The organism is Bradyrhizobium sp. CCBAU 45321, from assembly GCF_028128975.1.
GTDB lineage: Bacteria > Pseudomonadota > Alphaproteobacteria > Rhizobiales > Xanthobacteraceae > Bradyrhizobium > Bradyrhizobium yuanmingense.
Genome location: NZ_LFKZ01000131.1, coordinates 50327 through 66356, shown reverse-complemented (window position 1 = coordinate 66356; position 16030 = coordinate 50327). Strand labels below are relative to the sequence as shown.

15 protein-coding genes are annotated in these 16030 nt (G+C 64.2%); 10 read left to right on the top strand and 5 right to left on the bottom strand.

Annotation, left to right across the window (positions count from 1 at the left end):
• Positions 1–50 precede the first annotated feature (50 nt).
• A complete protein-coding gene (locus tag ACM43_RS35790; RefSeq protein ID WP_271546659.1) occupies positions 51–833 on the bottom strand; it encodes an outer membrane protein in 783 nt (260 codons plus the stop codon).
• A gap of 439 nt (positions 834–1272) precedes the next feature.
• Positions 1273–3315, bottom strand: coding sequence for a DNA topoisomerase IV subunit B (parE, locus tag ACM43_RS35785; protein ID WP_271546657.1), 2043 nt, complete (start codon positions 3313–3315; stop codon positions 1273–1275).
• Between the two features lie 273 nt (positions 3316–3588).
• Here parE and ACM43_RS35780 point away from each other — a divergent pair, with 273 nt between their 5' ends.
• Positions 3589–4119 (top strand): DedA family protein, encoded by a 531-nt coding sequence (locus ACM43_RS35780; protein ID WP_271546656.1) that lies wholly within the window; start codon positions 3589–3591, stop codon positions 4117–4119.
• A 54-nt stretch (positions 4120–4173) separates the two neighbouring features.
• Here the strand turns inward: ACM43_RS35780 and ACM43_RS35775 are convergent, their stop codons facing one another.
• Complete coding sequence (locus ACM43_RS35775; protein WP_271546654.1) at positions 4174–5175, bottom strand: MBL fold metallo-hydrolase; 1002 nt, start codon at positions 5173–5175, stop codon at positions 4174–4176.
• Between the two features lie 388 nt (positions 5176–5563).
• Here ACM43_RS35775 and ACM43_RS35770 point away from each other — a divergent pair, with 388 nt between their 5' ends.
• Both ACM43_RS35770 and argC read left to right on the top strand, forming a co-directional pair.
• Positions 5564–6229 carry an FMN-binding negative transcriptional regulator gene (locus ACM43_RS35770; protein WP_271546652.1) on the top strand — a complete coding sequence of 222 codons (666 nt, stop codon included), beginning with the start codon at positions 5564–5566 and terminating at the stop codon, positions 6227–6229.
• Positions 6226–7209: an N-acetyl-gamma-glutamyl-phosphate reductase gene (gene argC, locus ACM43_RS35765; RefSeq protein WP_036022938.1), complete on the top strand. Its 984-nt coding sequence runs from the start codon at positions 6226–6228 to the stop codon at positions 7207–7209. Before ACM43_RS35770 ends, argC begins: the two co-directional genes overlap by 4 nt.
• A 150-nt stretch (positions 7210–7359) precedes the next feature.
• Here argC and ACM43_RS35760 read toward each other — a convergent pair whose 3' ends face one another.
• Both ACM43_RS35760 and ACM43_RS35755 read right to left on the bottom strand, forming a co-directional pair.
• Entirely contained in the window at positions 7360–7758 is a 399-nt protein-coding gene (locus ACM43_RS35760) for an MAPEG family protein (RefSeq protein ID WP_271546649.1), read from the bottom strand.
• A gap of 122 nt (positions 7759–7880) precedes the next feature.
• Positions 7881–9689: a PHA/PHB synthase family protein gene (locus ACM43_RS35755; RefSeq protein WP_271546647.1), complete on the bottom strand. Its 1809-nt coding sequence runs from the start codon at positions 9687–9689 to the stop codon at positions 7881–7883.
• A 253-nt stretch (positions 9690–9942) separates the two neighbouring features.
• Between ACM43_RS35755 and ACM43_RS35750 the strand changes: the two genes are divergently transcribed.
• The 7 genes from ACM43_RS35750 (at position 9943) to ACM43_RS35720 (ending at position 16022) form a co-directional block, all read left to right on the top strand.
• On the top strand, positions 9943–10218 hold the full coding sequence (locus ACM43_RS35750) for a hypothetical protein (protein WP_271546644.1): 276 nt from the start codon (positions 9943–9945) through the stop codon (positions 10216–10218).
• A 228-nt stretch (positions 10219–10446) separates the two neighbouring features.
• Entirely contained in the window at positions 10447–11667 is a 1221-nt protein-coding gene (locus ACM43_RS35745) for an LL-diaminopimelate aminotransferase (protein ID WP_271546642.1), read from the top strand.
• A 28-nt stretch (positions 11668–11695) separates the two neighbouring features.
• Positions 11696–13012, top strand: a complete 1317-nt coding sequence (locus tag ACM43_RS35740; protein WP_157285872.1) for a homoserine dehydrogenase — start codon at positions 11696–11698, stop codon at positions 13010–13012.
• A gap of 165 nt (positions 13013–13177) precedes the next feature.
• Positions 13178–14179: a class II fructose-bisphosphatase gene (gene glpX, locus ACM43_RS35735; protein WP_271546640.1), complete on the top strand. Its 1002-nt coding sequence runs from the start codon at positions 13178–13180 to the stop codon at positions 14177–14179.
• A gap of 149 nt (positions 14180–14328) precedes the next feature.
• The gene (locus tag ACM43_RS35730) at positions 14329–15048 is read left to right on the top strand and encodes a haloacid dehalogenase type II (protein ID WP_271546639.1); all 720 of its coding nucleotides are present in this window, start codon (positions 14329–14331) and stop codon (positions 15046–15048) included.
• A 1-nt stretch (position 15049) separates the two neighbouring features.
• Entirely contained in the window at positions 15050–15463 is a 414-nt protein-coding gene (locus ACM43_RS35725) for an ASCH domain-containing protein (RefSeq protein ID WP_271546637.1), read from the top strand.
• Entirely contained in the window at positions 15444–16022 is a 579-nt protein-coding gene (locus ACM43_RS35720) for a DUF4269 domain-containing protein (RefSeq protein ID WP_271546635.1), read from the top strand. Before ACM43_RS35725 ends, ACM43_RS35720 begins: the two co-directional genes overlap by 20 nt.
• The last annotated feature ends 8 nt before the right edge of the window (positions 16023–16030 follow it).

The following is a 16030-nucleotide window of genomic DNA, read 5'->3' as shown; positions in this document are numbered from 1 at the left end:
GAAAAAGCCCCGGCGATGCCGGGGCTTTGACGCTTGATCGTGAGATCGGATTAGTACTTCGCGACGACTGGACCGGTCCAGTTGAAGCGGTAGACCAGCGAGGTCGAGATCGTCTGGTTCCAGCTGTTGGCGCGGACGCTGTGAATGGTCGGGAGGTCGGTGCCATCAAACCGGATGGCCTCAGTCTTGCCATTGTAGAAGGCCGAACGATACTCAGTCTTCATGAACCAGCCGGGTGAGGTGATGCCGAAGATGTTCAGGCTGTTCTCGACGCCGCCGCCGATGAACCAGCCGTGACGATCGTAGCCATTGAGGTGAACACCGGCCGGGGTACCGCCGAGCGTCGTGAAGTTGGTGCGGCCGAAGTGAGCGCCGGAGTAACCGCCGTTGACGTAGGAGAGAACGTTCGGAGCGACCAGCCAGCCGAGGCGCACGCCCGCAGCCCAAGAGGTCTCCAGCTTCTGGTTACCAGTGATGTCGAAGATCGGATCCTGGATGGTCGAACGGATGCTGCCGAACTGAGCGTCACCGAACACACCGGCAACCCAGGTGCCGCTGAACTGCCAGTCGTAACCGGCGCCAACCGTGCCGAACCAGCCGGAGCCGCCCTGGCGCTGCGTGATCGTCAGCGGCGTGCCGGTGCCCGTGTCGACAATGCTCTGGTCGGCATTGGAAAGGCCGCCGCCGCCGCCGCCGAAGATGTAGAAGCCGGTCCAGTTGGCGACGGGCGCCGGCATCGGAGCCTTCGCATAGGGACGAGCGCCCAAGTCGGCAGCCGAGGCCGAACCGGTCATCGCCGCGATCGCGGTCAAAGCGAGCAATGTCTTCTTCATTTTAAATCCCCAAATCTTGTCGGCGCGAGCGCACTGAAGTCCGTGTCATCTGATGACCGGACTATAGACGGTTCTTGCCGAAATGCTGTTGCCGGACAGGCACAGTCGCCGGAAAACGCCGGTGCGAGGGTATTTGCGGCGGTGTCGCGGAGACCCGTAATATTGCTTAGATTCCAATATGTTGATCGGAATTTGGCGGCTCGACTTTTGGTAACGTCTCATTAGCAAATTCGGCTTTGTCCGAATGGAGGCAATTCTGCCTCCGCCGCGGCACCCGGTGAGTCGCCCGCCGAGTCGCCGCGAGACGAACCCAGGAATCAAACGACAATCCCGGCAGCACACAAGGCAAACTGGTCCGAAACAACGGCCGTTGCCCCAAAGACACAGCCCCGGCTTTGGGCCGGGGCTGTGTTGGCGTGCAGCCAGTTTGGTTGCCGCCTCAAACGTCCAGCAGCTCGTCGCTGGCAAACTCGGCCTTGTCCGAGATGAAGGCAAAGCGCGCCTCGGCCTTGGTGCCCATCAGCCGCTCGACCGAATCCGCCGTGGTGTCGCGGTCGTCGGCCAGCAGCACCACCTTGAGCAGCGTCCGCTTGGCCGGGTCCATGGTGGTCTCCTTGAGCTGCGCAGGCATCATCTCGCCGAGCCCCTTGAAGCGGTTCACCTCGACCTTGGCGTTGGCGTTGAACGCGCTCTTGAGCAGCGCCTCCTTGTGGGCGTCGTCGCGGGCGTAGACCGACTTGGAGCCGTGGGTCAGCTTGTAGAGCGGCGGCACCGCGAGGAAGAGGTGGCCTTCGTCGATCAGCCGCGGCATCTGGCGGTAGAAGAAGGTGATCAGGAGCGAGGCGATGTGGGCGCCGTCGACGTCGGCGTCGGTCATGATGATGATGCGCTGGTAGCGCAGATCCTCCTCGCGATATTGCGCGAGCGTGCCGCAGCCGATCGCCTGCACGAGGTCGGAGAGCTGCGCATTCGCCGTCAGCTTGTCCTTGCCGGCGGAGGCGACGTTGAGGATCTTGCCGCGCAGCGGCAGCACGGCCTGGGTCTTGCGGTCGCGCGCCTGCTTGGCGCTGCCGCCGGCCGAGTCGCCCTCGACGATGAACAGCTCCGAGCCCTCGGTGCCGGCATCGGTGCAGTCGGCGAGCTTGCCGGGCAGGCGCAGCTTCTTGCCGGCCGTCTTGCGCGCGGTCTCCTTCTCCTGCCGCCGCCGCAGCCGCTCCTCGGCGCGGTCGATGACGAAGTCGAGCAGCCGGTTGGCCATGTTCGGATTGCCCGACAGCCAATGGTCGAACGGGTCCTTCATTGCCTGCTCGACGATGCGCTGCGCTTCGGCGGTGGCGAGGCGATCCTTGGTCTGGCCCTGGAATTCGGGCTCGCGCACGAACACCGACAGCATCACGGCGGCGCCCACCATCACGTCTTCCGAGGTGACGGAGGCGGCGCGCTTGCCCTGGCCGACGCGCTCGGCGTGATCCTTCAAGCCGCGCAGCAGCGCGCTGCGCAGGCCGGATTCGTGGGTGCCGCCGTCGGGCGTCGGCACGGTGTTGGTGTAGGAGGAGAGGAAGCCGTCGGCATCCGCGGTCCAGGCCACCGCCCATTCGCAGGCGCCGTGCGCGCCGTTGCGTCCTGACTTGCCGGAGAAGATGTCCGGATGCACCAGCGTGTCGGCGTGGATCGCGGCAGCGAGATAGTCCTTGAGGCCGCCCGGGAAGTGGAACGTCGCTTCCGCCGGCACGTCCTCGACGCCTTTGAGCAGCTCGGGCGCGCAGTTCCAGCGGATCTCGACACCGCCGAACAGGTAGGCCTTCGAGCGCGTCATCTTGAACAGGCGCTGCGGCTTGAACGCGGCCTTCTGCCCGAAGATGTCGGTGTCGGGCTTGAAGCGCACGCGCGTGCCGCGGCGATTGTTGACCTTGCCGAGGTCCTCAAGCTTGCCCTTGGGATGGCCGCGCTCGAAGGTCATGCGGTAGAGCTTCTGGCTGCGCGCAACCTCGACCTCGAGACGCGAGGAGAGGGCGTTCACCACCGAGATGCCGACGCCGTGCAGACCGCCCGAGGTCTCGTAGACCTTGCTGTCGAACTTGCCGCCCGAATGCAGCGTGCACATGATGACTTCGAGCGCCGACTTCTTCGGGAATTTCGGATGCGGATCGATCGGGATGCCGCGGCCGTTGTCGGTGACGGTCAGGAAACCGTCCGCACTCAGCTCGACTCCGATGAAGGTCGCGTGCCCGGCCAGCGCCTCGTCCATCGAGTTGTCGATGACTTCGGCGAACAGATGATGCAGCGCCTTCTCGTCGGTGCCGCCGATATACATGCCCGGCCGGCGCCGCACCGGTTCCAACCCTTCGAGCACCTCGATGTCGGCTGCCGTGTAATCGGCTTCCCCGCCACTGCGCGGCGCCGCCTTGACGGCGGCGCGGGCCTTCGGCTCGTCACCGCCGAAAAAATCGTCTTTTGCTTTTGGCTTCAACTGTTTGGACATATATCTTGATGCGGTTTGAGGGCTGCAGAGGCAGCGAATCGGTTAGGCCGACTATGCCACTTCTGACTTGGAAAGGTTACCGCAGGGCGGTCGGGCGCTGTGGGTTGGGAGGCAATCCCGGCGATTTTACGCCGCAGCCTCGCCATTTCCCGGCAATTTGACGCTCCGGCCTGGTGATGTCGGGTTATGTGACTTGATGTCACACAAGTCCTTGGCTTACCAGTCCTTTTCATCGAGCAGCACCTTGAGACGGGGCGGGAAGGCTAATCTGGTATGGAGCAGTTTGCGCACGCCCTCGTCGAATTCGTGCGCGCTCACCAGGCTTGGGCCGCGCCGATCGTATTCCTGCTCGCATTCGGGGAGTCGCTTGCCTTCATTTCGATTTTGGTCCCGGCCTGGGGCGCGCTGGTGGCGATCGGTGCGCTGATCGGGGCCAGCGGCATCAATTTCTTCCCGGTCTGGATTGCCGGCGCACTCGGTGCGGCGCTGGGCGATTGGGTCTCCTATTGGTTCGGCTTCCGCTACAAGGAGCGGGTCGCGCAGATGTGGCCGCTCTCGCGCTATCCGGAACTCCTGCCCAGGGGCGAGGCTTTCGTGCGCAGCTGGGGCATTCCCAGCATCTTCATCGGGCGCTTCTTCGGCCCCTTGCGCGCCTCGGTGCCGCTTGCGGCCGGCATCTTCGAGATGCCCTATTGGACCTTCCAGGCCGCAAACTTTGTCTCGGCCCTGATCTGGTCCGCCGTGCTCCTGCTGTTCGGCGACGTGCTCGCCAAGATCATGGAATGGATCTGGCGCGTGATCTGACCGGGCAACCGGGGCTGCCCGGTCAGGGCGTCAGGCCAAGCCTACTGCGCAAGCCTACAGCGATGCGTTCCAGATCGCGGGGATCCAGCGGTAGCCGGAGCCGTCCTTTTCCTTCTCGACCCGGACGAGACCGGGGAAGGCGGCGTGGAAGGCCTGGATCGGCATCTTCTCGGCAATCGCCATGTCGTAGAGCTTGCGGCGCGTTTGCTGGGCCAGCGGTTTGTCTACATCGGATGCGATGTTCCATTCGGGATGCTTCACGAACAGGAACGCTGCGCCCGCGGTGATGTCCACCTGCACCAGCACCTTCTCGGCGCCGGAGGCGACGATGAAGGAATTGTGGCCCGGCGTGTGGCCGGGGCTCGCCATGGAGGTGATCCCGGGCGCGACTTCCTTGCCGGCCTCATATTGCGTGACCTTGCGGCCCAGGGCATCGAACACGCGGCGGATGTTCTTGAAATTGTTCTCGAGGATCGGATTGCCCATCCCCTTGCTCATCTCGCCGTCATCCATCCAGAACTTCCATTCCACCGCCGGAACCATGATCTCGGCATTGGGGAAGGCGGGCTTGTTCTCGGCCGCCAGCAGGCCGTTGATGTGGTCGCCATGGAAATGGGAGATGATGACGGTATCGACCGCCGCGCGGTCGATGCCGGCGGCGGCGAGATTGTTTTGGAATTGGCCGACCTTGCCCTTCGACTGTGTGAACTGGTCGGGACCGAGCCCGGTATCGATGACGACGAGCTTCGGTCCGGTGTTGACCACCACCGGGTTGAAGGTGTGGGTGACCTTGTCGGCCGGCAGGTGGTGCTCGGCGAACACTTTGTTGATGTCATCCTTGCTGGCGCCGGCGGCGTAATTGTCGGTCAGATTGACGGTCGCAACGCCGTCGCAGACCACCGTGACCTGGTGGGTGCCGACAGTGTAGCGATAGAAGCTCGCATTCTGCTTCTCGGCCAGCGGCGCGGCGGCGCCCGCGGGCGAAATCTTCACGAAAGGCAGGAGCGCCGATGCGGCGGCGCCGGCTAGCGTTGCGCGACGAGTAATCTCGGTCATGGTGATGTCCTGAGGCTGGGTGCGAACGGCTCGGGGCCGGCGAAGAGGTTGTGTCCCGCCGGTCGTTCTCGAAAACCCCTACTCCTAGTAGAAATTCCACGGCGGTCCGATGACATCTGTGCGCGTCCTGCCGTCGCGCGGCATCCTGCCGTCCCACTGAACCGATTTGCTCTTGACCATGGAACCTGGTGGCATTATAGCCGCGTGCCATGATCAACGCCGCGACCATTCTGTTCGCCCGTCGCCGCCGCCGCAGCTTAGCGGTTTGGGCGGTCGATCGCGTTTGAGATCATCGTCTTTGCCGCTGGACCCGATCCGCGGCATCCTCTCTCCTGTCAGCGCGATCTGATCCGGCGGCTCCCCCGAGGAGGCCCAGCAGGAGACCACGATGTACACGCCACCCTTTTTCAAGCAGGACCGCGCCGCGAGCCTGAAATTCGCCGAGGAGCGCGGCTTCGGCACGATGTGCGCCTTCGACGGCAAGCGGCCGATCGCCTCGCCGTTGCCGTTCTATTTGACCTATGCCGCGGACGGCACGCCGCAGGCTGCCTTTCATCTCGCCCGTCACAATCCGCTGCTAAAGCTGGCGGGCGGCGAGGCGTCGTGGCTGCTCGCGGTCAACGGCCCGGATGCCTATGTATCGCCGGACTGGTACGTCTCGCCGGATCAGGTTCCGACCTGGCTCTACCAGTCGGTGCATCTGAGCGGGCCGGTTCGGCTGTTGTCGGATGACGAGCTGGCGGTGCAGCTCGAGACGCTCAGCGCCAAGTTCGAGAGCTGGCTGTTGCCGAAAAAGCCGTGGACGTCGGCCAAGATGACGGCGGGTCGGCTGGAGACGATGAAGAAAGGGATCGTTGGGCTGGTCATGACCGTTGAGGAGGTCGAAGGCAGCTTCAAGCTGAACCAGCACAAGTCGGATGCCGATTATGCAGCGATCGCGAATGCGCTTGACGGCGGCGATGCCGATGCCAAGCGGATCTCACAATTGATGCAGCAGGCAAGGCCGCAGATTTTCGCAGACGACACGAACATGCTCGAAGGGAGCGCATCATGAGCCTCGCTGACACCACCAAAGCTCCGGCCACCAGCGCGGCCAAGAAGCCGGCCACCGTCTTCGTCGATGGCGGCTCCGGCACCACCGGGCTCGGCATCAACGAGCGGCTGAAGCTCCAAAGCGACGTCGCGGTGAAGACCATTGCCGACGACAAGCGCAAGGATCCCGCGGCCAAGAAGGCGCTGATGGAGGAGGTGGATCTCGTCATCCTCTGCCTTCCCGACGATGCCGCCAAGGAAACCGTTGCCCTGGTCGACGGCATGGGGGCTCACGCGCCGAAGGTGCTGGATGCCTCGACCGCCTACCGGGTCGCGCCGGACTGGGCTTACGGCTTTGCGGAGCTGACGCCTGACCAGGCCGGCAAGATCAAGGCCGCGAAGAAGGTTTCCAATCCCGGCTGCTATCCGACCGGCGCGATCGCGCTGCTGCGGCCGATCGTCGATGCCGGCCTGCTGCCGCCTGATTATCCCGTCACCGTCAACGCGGTGAGCGGCTATTCCGGCGGTGGCAAGTCGATGATCGCAAGCTTCGAGGATGGTAGCGCGCCGTCCTTCGAGCTCTACGGCCTCGGCTTCGAGCACAAGCATCTGCCGGAGATGCAGCTCTATTCGAACCTGACACGGCGGCCGATCTTCATTCCCTCGGTCGGCAATTATCGCCAGGGCATGCTGGTCTCGGTGCCGCTCCAGCTCGACACGTTGCCGGGCAAGCCAGGCGGCGCCGACCTGCAGGCCGCGATGGCAAAGCGTTACGCCGGCTCGAAATACGTCAAGGTGATGCCGCTGCAGAACGAGGCGAGCAAGGGCGGCCGGCTCGAGCCGGAGGCGCTCAACGAGACCAACATGCTCGAGCTCTACGTCTTCGCCAGCGACAAATATCACCAGGCGCTATTGGTCGCCCGGCTCGACAATCTCGGCAAGGGGGCATCCGGCGCAGCCGTGCAGAACATGCGGCTGATGCTCGGCCTGCCGGAGGAGTGAGGCAGGCACTGCTCGTGCCCCGGACGCAGCGCAGCACTTCTTCAGTGATGCGCTGCAGAGCCGGGGCCCATCTATGCTTCGCTTGTTGCGTTCTGGGTCCCGGCTCTACGGCACGTCACCAATGTGCCGCGCCTTGTCCGGGACACGAGACTAAACCACCCTGAAGATCGCCAGCACCAGCACGGCCTGGGCGAAGAAGCCGACGGTGAAGGCGAGGGTGCGGAACACCGGAATTCCGAGCGCATAGACGATGATGTGCGCGACGCGCGACCAGAAATAGACCGCGCAGGCAAGCACCGTCCATTTCGTGGAATAGTCGATCGCGTTCAGGATCAGCACCAGCGGGGCGAAGATGACGAGGTTCTCGACCGCGTTGTCATGGGCGAACATCAGCCGGTTTGCCCACTCCGCCTGCGGCTTGTCGCCGCGCGCGGGGTTGGCCATGGCACCGCTCAAACCGCGAACCTGGCAGCGGTTGATGATGTAGGGAACCCACAGAACTCCCGTCAGGATCACCGTCAGTGTCAGCCAGAACAATTCGCGTGTCATAGTGCCGGTCCCCTGTGTCGTCGCTGGATTGAGGAGAGAGCATGATCCGGAAAAGTGAGTAGCGATTTTCCGAAAAGATCATGCTCAAACAATTATCCTATACGAAAGCGCGCCGGATTCCGCTACGCGCGAACTCTGACATAGCTGCCGGGCGCGTCCTCGATCGGCGGGAATGCGTCGCTGCCGACCGCGCGCGCCGGGACTTCCTCGGGATCGAGCTCGCCGAGCCACTCCCGCCAGTCCGGCCACCACGAGCCCTTGTGCTCCACGGCGCCCTTCATCCACTGCGCGACGCTGACGTTCTTGATGTTGTCGTTGGTCCAATACTGGTACTTGTTCGCGGCAGGCGGATTGACCACGCCCGCGATGTGGCCCGAGCCGGACAGCACGTATTTCACCGGGCCGCCGAAGAATTGCGAGCCGTAGAGCACCGATTCCGCGGGCGCGATGTGATCCTCGCGGGTGGCGAGATTGTAGACCGGCACCTTCACCTTGGAGAGATCGAGCAGGGTGTTGTCGAGCGCCATCGTGCCGGTGGAGAGCCGGTTCTCCAGGTAGCAATTGCGCAGGTAATAGGAATGGTTGGCCTGGGTCATCCGTGTCGCATCGGAGTTCCAATGCAATAGGTCGAATGCGCTCGGCTGCTGGCCCTTCAGATAGTTGCTGACCACGTAGGACCAGATCAGGTCGTTGGACCGCAGCATGTTGAAGGCCATGGCCATCTTCGAGCCTTCGAGCACGCCGACCGTTTTCATGTCCTGCTCGAGTGCCGCGATCTGCTCCTCGTCGACGAACACGAGCAGATCACCGGCATGGGTGAAGTCGACCTGGGCCGCGAAGAACGTCGCGGACGACACGCGCTGGCGGCGCTTCTCGGCGAGCCAGGCCAGCGTGGTCGCGAGCATCGTGCCGCCGACGCAATAGCCGGCGGTATGCACCTTCATCTCGCCGGTGATCTTCTCGATCACGTCCATCGCCGTGAGCGGGCCTTCCTTCATGTAGTCTTCCCAGCCCTTGTTGCCGAGCCGCTTGTCGGGATTGACCCATGAGATCACGAAGACGGTGATGCCCTGGTCGACGCACCACTTGATGTAGGATTTCTCCGGCTTGAGATCGAGGATGTAGAACTTGTTGATCCAGGGCGGCACGATTAGGAGCGGCGTGCGCAGCACCTTCTCCGTCGTCGGCGAATACTGGATCAGCTGCATCATCTCGTTCTGGTAGATCACCTTGCCCGGCGTCGTCGCCATGTTGACGCCGACGACGAGATTGTCCGGGTTGGACTGGCGGATCTTCAGCATGCCCTTGCCGGCGGCGATGTCCTCGGCCAGCATCTTCAGGCCGCGCGCGAGGTTCTCGCCGCTGGACGCCACCGTCTCGCGCAGCACTTCGGGGTTGGTCAGCACGAAGTTCGACGGCGAGAGCGCGTTGGTGACCTGCTGGACGTAGAACTCGGCCTTGCGGCGCGTGTGCGGATCGAGCCCTTCGGCGTCGCGCACCAGCTCCTGCGCCCATTTGGTCGTGAGCAGATAGAGCTGCATGAGGAAGTCGAAGAACTGGTTCGACTTCCATTCCGGATCGGCAAAGCGCTTGTCGCGCGGCGATGGGGCGATCGCCGGCTCCGCGTCCTGGCCGGCCATGCGACGCACCGCCGAGCCCCACAGGTCGAGATAGTCCTTGGCGAGCTTGGTCTGGAGATCGGACGAGCGGGACGTGTCCGACAGCCAATATTCGGCGACCGACGTGAACGTCTTGACGACCTCGGCAAGCTCGGCCGGCGGACGGTCCTGCACCTCGCCGCTCTCGCGCGGCTTGAGGTAGGCGGCGAGCGCCTTGCCGCCGCTCTCCATCGCCCGCGCGACGTTCATCGCAAAGGCTTCGGCGTCGAACTTCGTCTCGGGTTTCGGCGTATCGGTCGTGGCCATACTCATGAGCAGAACAGTAACGATTCATTCCGTATTCGTCACCGCGAAGCTCGCAGGTTTGACGTTAAACACTCTCGAAGATGTGTTGCACTGCGACAAATCTTCTTGGTTCCGTCACAATCGGGCCGCACGGCTCGGTTTGTTGGGCATCGGCTGTTTTCTCGCTCGCACCATTTGGGCAGCAATGGTTTGAGCTTGCGCACGGTCTTGGGTAAGCTTGCCCGGGGCCGTGCTTTGGGACGAGTAGGGGATTTCCCAAGTGTTGGCGTTATGGGACCTGCAAAAGACGCTGCCGATCTGCGGCGCGGTGCTGATGGCCGCGCTCGCCCTGGGCGGGTGTTCGAGTCAACTCGCGGATCTGGCGCCCGCGGATGCGCCGCCGCGCGCCAGGGAGCCCGGGACCTATCTGCCGGTGCATGATCTGCCGCCGGATCGCGATCAGGCGATTATCCCGCTGGAGCAGCGCGCCAAGATCGAGGCCGAGCTCGCCGCCGCGCGCGATCGCCAGGCCGCCGCCGCCAAGGACGCCAAATAGGCCCGTGGCCGGGAGACCGGCAAGGTAATCGCTGGCGCCTCCGCTTTGCCGTGCTAAAAGACCTCGGTTCAGCCTGGAGTCAGGGCTAACGACTTCAATCTTCGTTGCCGACGATTGCTCTAAGTATCTGATTTTGAGTAATTTTCGCAATGGAGCCTGAGTGCTTTCGTGCCGGCCCTCGCGGCCTGTCGATTCTGTCCTGACCGGTTGCCCGGAGCCCAGAGAGCCATGGAAGAATTTTACCGCATTCGCCGCCTTCCGCCTTACGTGTTCGAGCAGGTCAACCGGGCCAAGGCGGCTGCGCGCAATGCCGGCGCCGACATCATCGACCTCGGCATGGGCAATCCGGACCTGCCGGCGCCAGCGCATGTGCTGGAGAAGCTGAAGGAGACGCTCGGCAAGCCGCGCACCGACCGCTACTCGGCCTCCCGCGGCATCCCCGGGCTGCGCCGGGCCCAGGCCGCCTATTACGCCCGCCGCTTCGGCGTGAAGCTGAACCCCGACACCCAGGTCGTGGCGACGCTGGGTTCGAAGGAGGGTTTCGCCAATGTGGCGCAGGCGATCACCGCGCCGGGCGACGTCATCCTCTGTCCGAACCCGAGCTACCCGATTCACGCCTTCGGTTTCTTGATGGCGGGCGGCGTCATCCGCTCGGTGCCGTCGGAGCCGACGCCGCAATTCTTCGAGACGGCTGAGCGGGCGATCGTGCATTCGATCCCCAAGCCGCTCGCGCTCGTCGTCTGCTATCCCTCGAACCCGACCGCCTATGTCGCGAGCCTCGACTTCTACAAGGACCTCGTCGCCTTCGCGAAGAAGCACGAGATCCTGATCCTGTCCGATCTGGCCTATGCCGAGGTCTATTTCGACGAGAGCAACCCGCCGCCCTCGGTGCTGCAGGTGCCGGGCGCGATGGACTGCACCGTCGAGTTCACCTCGATGTCGAAGACCTATTCGATGGCCGGCTGGCGCATGGGCTTTGCGGTTGGCAATGAGCGCGTGATCGCCGCGCTCGCCCGCGTCAAATCCTACCTCGATTACGGCGCCTTCACGCCGGTGCAGGTCGCGGCGACCGCGGCGCTGAACGGTCCGGACGATTGCATCAAGGAGATGCGCGACACCTACCGCAAGCGCCGCGACGCGCTGGTTGAATCGTTCGGCCGCGCGGGGTGGGAGATCCCGCCGCCGGAGGCCTCGATGTTCGCCTGGGTGCCGCTGCCGGAAGCCTTCCGCAGCGTCGGCAGCATGCAGTTCGCGACCCTGTTGGTGGAGAAATCCGGCGTTGCGGTCTCGCCCGGCGTCGGCTTCGGCGAGCATGGTGAAGGATATGTCCGCATCGCCATGGTGGAAAACGAGCAACGGATCAGGCAGGCCGCGCGCGGCGTCCGCCGCTTCCTTGAAAGCGGCATCGAAACGTTGCACAACGTGGTTCCTCTCGCCAATCGGCGGTAATTCTCTTCTGCAGGTTTTCTGAAGTATCATGGTCGCACCGCTGAAAGTGGGCATAGCGGGGCTCGGCACCGTGGGTGCCGAGGTTATCCGTTTGATCGAAACACAGGCGCGCGTGCTCGCAGGGCGCAGCGGCCGGGGCATCCGCGTGGTTGCGGTCACCGCGCGTTCGAAGGCGAAGAAGCGCGGCATCGACCTGCGCGGCTTCGATTGGGCGAAGGACCCGATCGCGCTCGCCACGCATCCGGAGGTCGATTGCTTCGTCGAGCTGATGGGCGGCGCCGGCGATCCCGCGCTGTCGGCGGTGGACGCCGCGCTCGGCGCCGGCAAGTCGGTCGTCACAGCCAACAAGGCGCTGCTCGCCAAGCACGGCCTCAAGCTGGCCAAGGCGGCTGAAAAGCACGGCGGTGCGCTGAATTTCGAGGCAGCGGTCGGCGCCGCGATCCCCGTCATCAAGACGTTACGTGAAGGCCTTGCCGGAACCGGCATCAACCGCGTCTACGGCATCCTCAACGGCACCTGCAATTACATCCTGACCCGGATGGAGCAGGAGGGCCTGTCCTTCGCCGAATGCCTCAAGGATGCGCAGCGGCTCGGCTATGCCGAGGCCAATCCGTCCTTCGACGTCGATGGCCACGATACCGCGCAAAAGCTCGCCATTCTCGCCAGCCTCGCTTTCGGCACGAAAGTTGCTCAAAGTGCGGTGTATGTCGAAGGCATCTCCTCCATCGCGCCGGAAGATCTTCGCGCCGCCGACGATCTCGGTTATCGGCTCAAACTGCTCGGTGTTGCCGTGCGGACCGCCAAGGGCATCGAGCAGCGCGTGCATCCGACCATGGTGCCGAAATCCTCCTCGATCGCGCAGGTGATGGGTGTCACCAATGCGGTCACGATCGATGGCGAAGGCATTCCGCCGATCACGCTGGTCGGCCCCGGCGCGGGCGGTGCTGCGACCGCATCCGCCGTCGTCGCCGACATCGCCGACGTCGCGCGCGGCATCCGCGCCAATCCGTTCGGCCGGCCGATCGGGCAGCTGCGCGACACCAAGAAGGCGCCGATGGAGCGCCACGAGGGCGGCTATTACATTCGCCTGCTCGCGCGCGATTTCCCCGGCACTGCGGCCGCGATCGCGACGCGGCTTGCCGAGCAGAAGATCTCGATCGAGTCGATCGTGCAGCGTCATCCCAATGGCGGCGCTGCGCCCACTGACGGCAAGGCGGTCCCCGTGCCCGTCATCCTGATCACCTATGCCACACACGAGGATGCCGTGCGCCGTGCGCTCGCCGCCGTGCAGAAGGACAAGGTGATCAGCGGACGGCCGCAGGTGATCCGGATCGAGAAGAACTAGAGCATGACCTCGGACCCGGAGGGCCGCGCAGCGCAAAGTGTTGAGCGTTTTTCCGGAAAGGTCATGCTCAAGCCATAAGGCGGTCGTTCGGTCGAACGAACCGTGGGCGTTGTGAGTTAGCGCGGGCAGGAATCCCGCCCAGAAACGTTTCGAAGGAGTAAGCCGATGTCGACCCATATTGAAGTCCCCCCGCACGCCTTGCTCGAGCGAATTCTCACGCTGGAGATCGTGCGGGTGACGGAGCGGGCGGCGGTGTCGTCGGCGCGGTTGCGCGGCCACGGCAACGAGAAGGCGGCCGACCAGGCCGCCGTCGACGCCATGCGGCGCGAGCTCAACAAGCTGCCGATCCAGGGCACCATCGTGATCGGCGAGGGCGAGCGCGACGAGGCGCCGATGCTCTATATCGGCGAGCAGGTCGGCCTCAAGGCGGGTCCCGAGGTCGATATCGCGGTCGACCCGCTCGAAGGCACCACGCTGTGCGCCAAGAACATGCCGGGCTCGATCGCCACCATGGCGATGGCCGACGGCGGCACGCTGCTGCACGCCCCCGACGTCTACATGCAGAAGCTCGCGATCGGCCCCGGCTACGACAGGGGTGTCGTCGATCTCGATGCCTCGCCGGCCGACAATGTCCGCTGCCTCGCCAAGGCCAAGGGCGTGAAGCCTGAGGGCATCACCGTTCTCGTGCTCGACCGTCCGCGCCATGCCGACATCATATCGAGCGTGCGCTCGACCGGCGCTGCCGTGCGCCTGATCACCGACGGCGACGTCGCCGGCGTCATCCATTGCGCCGACCCCGACAACACCGGCGTCGACATGTATCTCGGCACCGGCGGTGCACCGGAAGGCGTGCTCGCCGCCGTGGCGCTGCGCTGCATCGGCGGCCAGATGCAGTGCCGCCTCATCCTCGATTCCGAGGAGAAGCGCGAGCGCGCCGCCAAAATGGGCGTCAACGATCCCAAGATGATCTACGGCATCGAGGACATGGCGCGCGGCGACTGCCTGTTCGCCGCCACCGGCGTCACCACGGGCTCGCTGCTGTCGGGTGTCAAGTTCCGCAAGGACGGCGTCATCGAGACCGAGACGGTGGTGATGCGCTCCGTCACCGGCACCGTGCGCTACATCAAGGCCGAGCATCGCGAGCTGGCGAAGTTCCATCTGGATTGATCCAGGCAACAGCAACTGCCGTCATTCCGGGGCTCGCGAAGCGAGAGCCCGGAATCCATCGGGCGGCAGACTCCGACGCGAAATGGATTCCGGGCTCGATGCTGCGCATCGCCCCGGAATGACAATAAGAACAATCGGAGGAAGCGCCCATGTCCGATCTCTCCGCCGTCAAAGCCCTAGTGTTCGACGTCTTCGGCACGGTCGTCGACTGGCGCACCAGCCTGATCACCGACTTCATGTGGTGGGGCAAACAGCGCGGCATCAGCGCGGATTGGACCGCGCTCGTCGACGGCTGGCGCGGCATGTACATGGCCTCGATGGACGACGTGCGCCAACATCCCGAGCGCGGCTACGTCATGCTCGACGATCTGCATCGCCGCTCGCTGGAGCAGCTCGTCGAGAAATTCGCGATCAGGGGCCTCACCGAGGCCGATCTCGATTACCTCACCAAAGGCTGGCACCGCCTGCATCCCTGGCCCGACAGCGTCGCCGGCTTGAGGCGTCTGAAATCAAAATTCGTGATCTCGCCGCTCTCGAACGGGAACGTCGCGCTGCTCACCAACATGGCGAAGTTCGCCGGCCTGCCGTGGGACCTCATCATGTCGGCCGAGCTGTTCGAGCATTACAAGCCCGATCCCGAGACCTATCTCGGCGCCGCGCGCCTGCTCTGCCTCAAGCCGGATGAGGTGATGATGGTCGCCGCCCACAATGGCGATCTCGCCGCCGCCCAGAAAAACGGATTGAAGACCGCCTTCGTGGCGCGGCCGACGGAGTATGGCCCGCTCCAGAAGGTCGATTTCGAAGCAACCGGCCATTGGGACATCGTTGCGAAGGATTTTGGCGGCATCGCCGATCAGCTCGGCTGCTAGGATGGGCAGGCGGATTCCCGAGCCGTATCAGCATTTGCGAACCTTCGCGTTCGGCGACAGTCCTGCGCTGGCGGACGAATTGGTCGAGCTCGTCGTCAAGGGCATCAAGACCGCGACGTGCAGCACCGAGGACGAGCCGAACACCTCTACGCCCGGTGAGCGCTGGGTCGTGCTCGACGGGCGAGGAGAGCCGCGCTGCGTCATCGAAACCATCGAGGTGACATATCGGCGCTTCAATGAAGTCGATGCAGCCTTTGCACATGATGAGGGAGAAGGGGACCGGAGCTTGGCTCATTGGCGCCGTGCCCATCAATCTTATTTCGGCCGGCTCGGGCGCTATAGCGACGACATGATGCTGATGTGCGAGCGTTTTCGCCTGGTCGAGGTCTTCGGCGATGCCAGGAACGATCGATAGCTACGAAACGGCGATCGGCAGTTCGGGATTGCTCGATGAGCTGCGGGAGTTCGATCCACGCGTGGTCGGGACGCTGCCCTTGGGACTCTCGACGCCGACGAGCGACATCGATGTCGTCTGTCACGTCGTGGACGCGGCAGCTTTCGCCGAAGTGGTCTGGCGACGATACCGCTCCTGTGACGGATTTGCGCTCTACCAATGGTGCTCCAGCTGGCGGCCGGTGGTCGCCCGCTTCGAGTGGGACGGCTGGCCGTTCGAGCTGTTCGGCGATCCGAGGCCGGTCGATCAGCAGGAAGGCTGGCTGCACTTCGCGGTCCAGCGGAGATTGCTCGCGCTCGACGACGGGCGCCTGCGCAAAGCGGTGGCCGAGCACAGGGCGCGCGGGATGAAAACCGAGCCTGCGTTTGCCGCCGTGCTCGGCATTGCCGGGATCCGTATTCCGCATTGCTTGCATTGGGCCGTGAGAGCGACGCGCAGCTGCGGGCCCGCGTGGAGTGCCTGTAAGGTTCGCCGCGTGGGACCGCACAGGTCCGAGCGGCTTCGCGCCGCCCGGATCTGAACTGATAG

Bases quoted from the DNA above. Each gene is read 5' to 3' on its own strand.
- ACM43_RS35790 (WP_271546659.1), bottom strand. From the start codon at position 833: ATGAAGAAGACATTGCTCGCTTTGACCGCGATCGCGGCGATGACCGGT.
- parE (WP_271546657.1), bottom strand. From the start codon at position 3,315: ATGTCCAAACAGTTGAAGCCAAAAGCAAAAGACGATTTTTTCGGCGGT.
- ACM43_RS35780 (WP_271546656.1), top strand. From the start codon at position 3,589: ATGGAGCAGTTTGCGCACGCCCTCGTCGAATTCGTGCGCGCTCACCAG.
- ACM43_RS35775 (WP_271546654.1), bottom strand. From the start codon at position 5,175: ATGACCGAGATTACTCGTCGCGCAACGCTAGCCGGCGCCGCCGCATCG.
- ACM43_RS35770 (WP_271546652.1), top strand. From the start codon at position 5,564: ATGTACACGCCACCCTTTTTCAAGCAGGACCGCGCCGCGAGCCTGAAA.
- argC (WP_036022938.1), top strand. From the start codon at position 6,226: ATGAGCCTCGCTGACACCACCAAAGCTCCGGCCACCAGCGCGGCCAAG.
- ACM43_RS35760 (WP_271546649.1), bottom strand. From the start codon at position 7,758: ATGACACGCGAATTGTTCTGGCTGACACTGACGGTGATCCTGACGGGA.
- ACM43_RS35755 (WP_271546647.1), bottom strand. From the start codon at position 9,689: ATGAGTATGGCCACGACCGATACGCCGAAACCCGAGACGAAGTTCGAC.
- ACM43_RS35745 (WP_271546642.1), top strand. From the start codon at position 10,447: ATGGAAGAATTTTACCGCATTCGCCGCCTTCCGCCTTACGTGTTCGAG.
- ACM43_RS35740 (WP_157285872.1), top strand. From the start codon at position 11,696: ATGGTCGCACCGCTGAAAGTGGGCATAGCGGGGCTCGGCACCGTGGGT.
- glpX (WP_271546640.1), top strand. From the start codon at position 13,178: ATGTCGACCCATATTGAAGTCCCCCCGCACGCCTTGCTCGAGCGAATT.
- ACM43_RS35730 (WP_271546639.1), top strand. From the start codon at position 14,329: ATGTCCGATCTCTCCGCCGTCAAAGCCCTAGTGTTCGACGTCTTCGGC.
- ACM43_RS35725 (WP_271546637.1), top strand. From the start codon at position 15,050: ATGGGCAGGCGGATTCCCGAGCCGTATCAGCATTTGCGAACCTTCGCG.
- ACM43_RS35720 (WP_271546635.1), top strand. From the start codon at position 15,444: ATGCCAGGAACGATCGATAGCTACGAAACGGCGATCGGCAGTTCGGGA.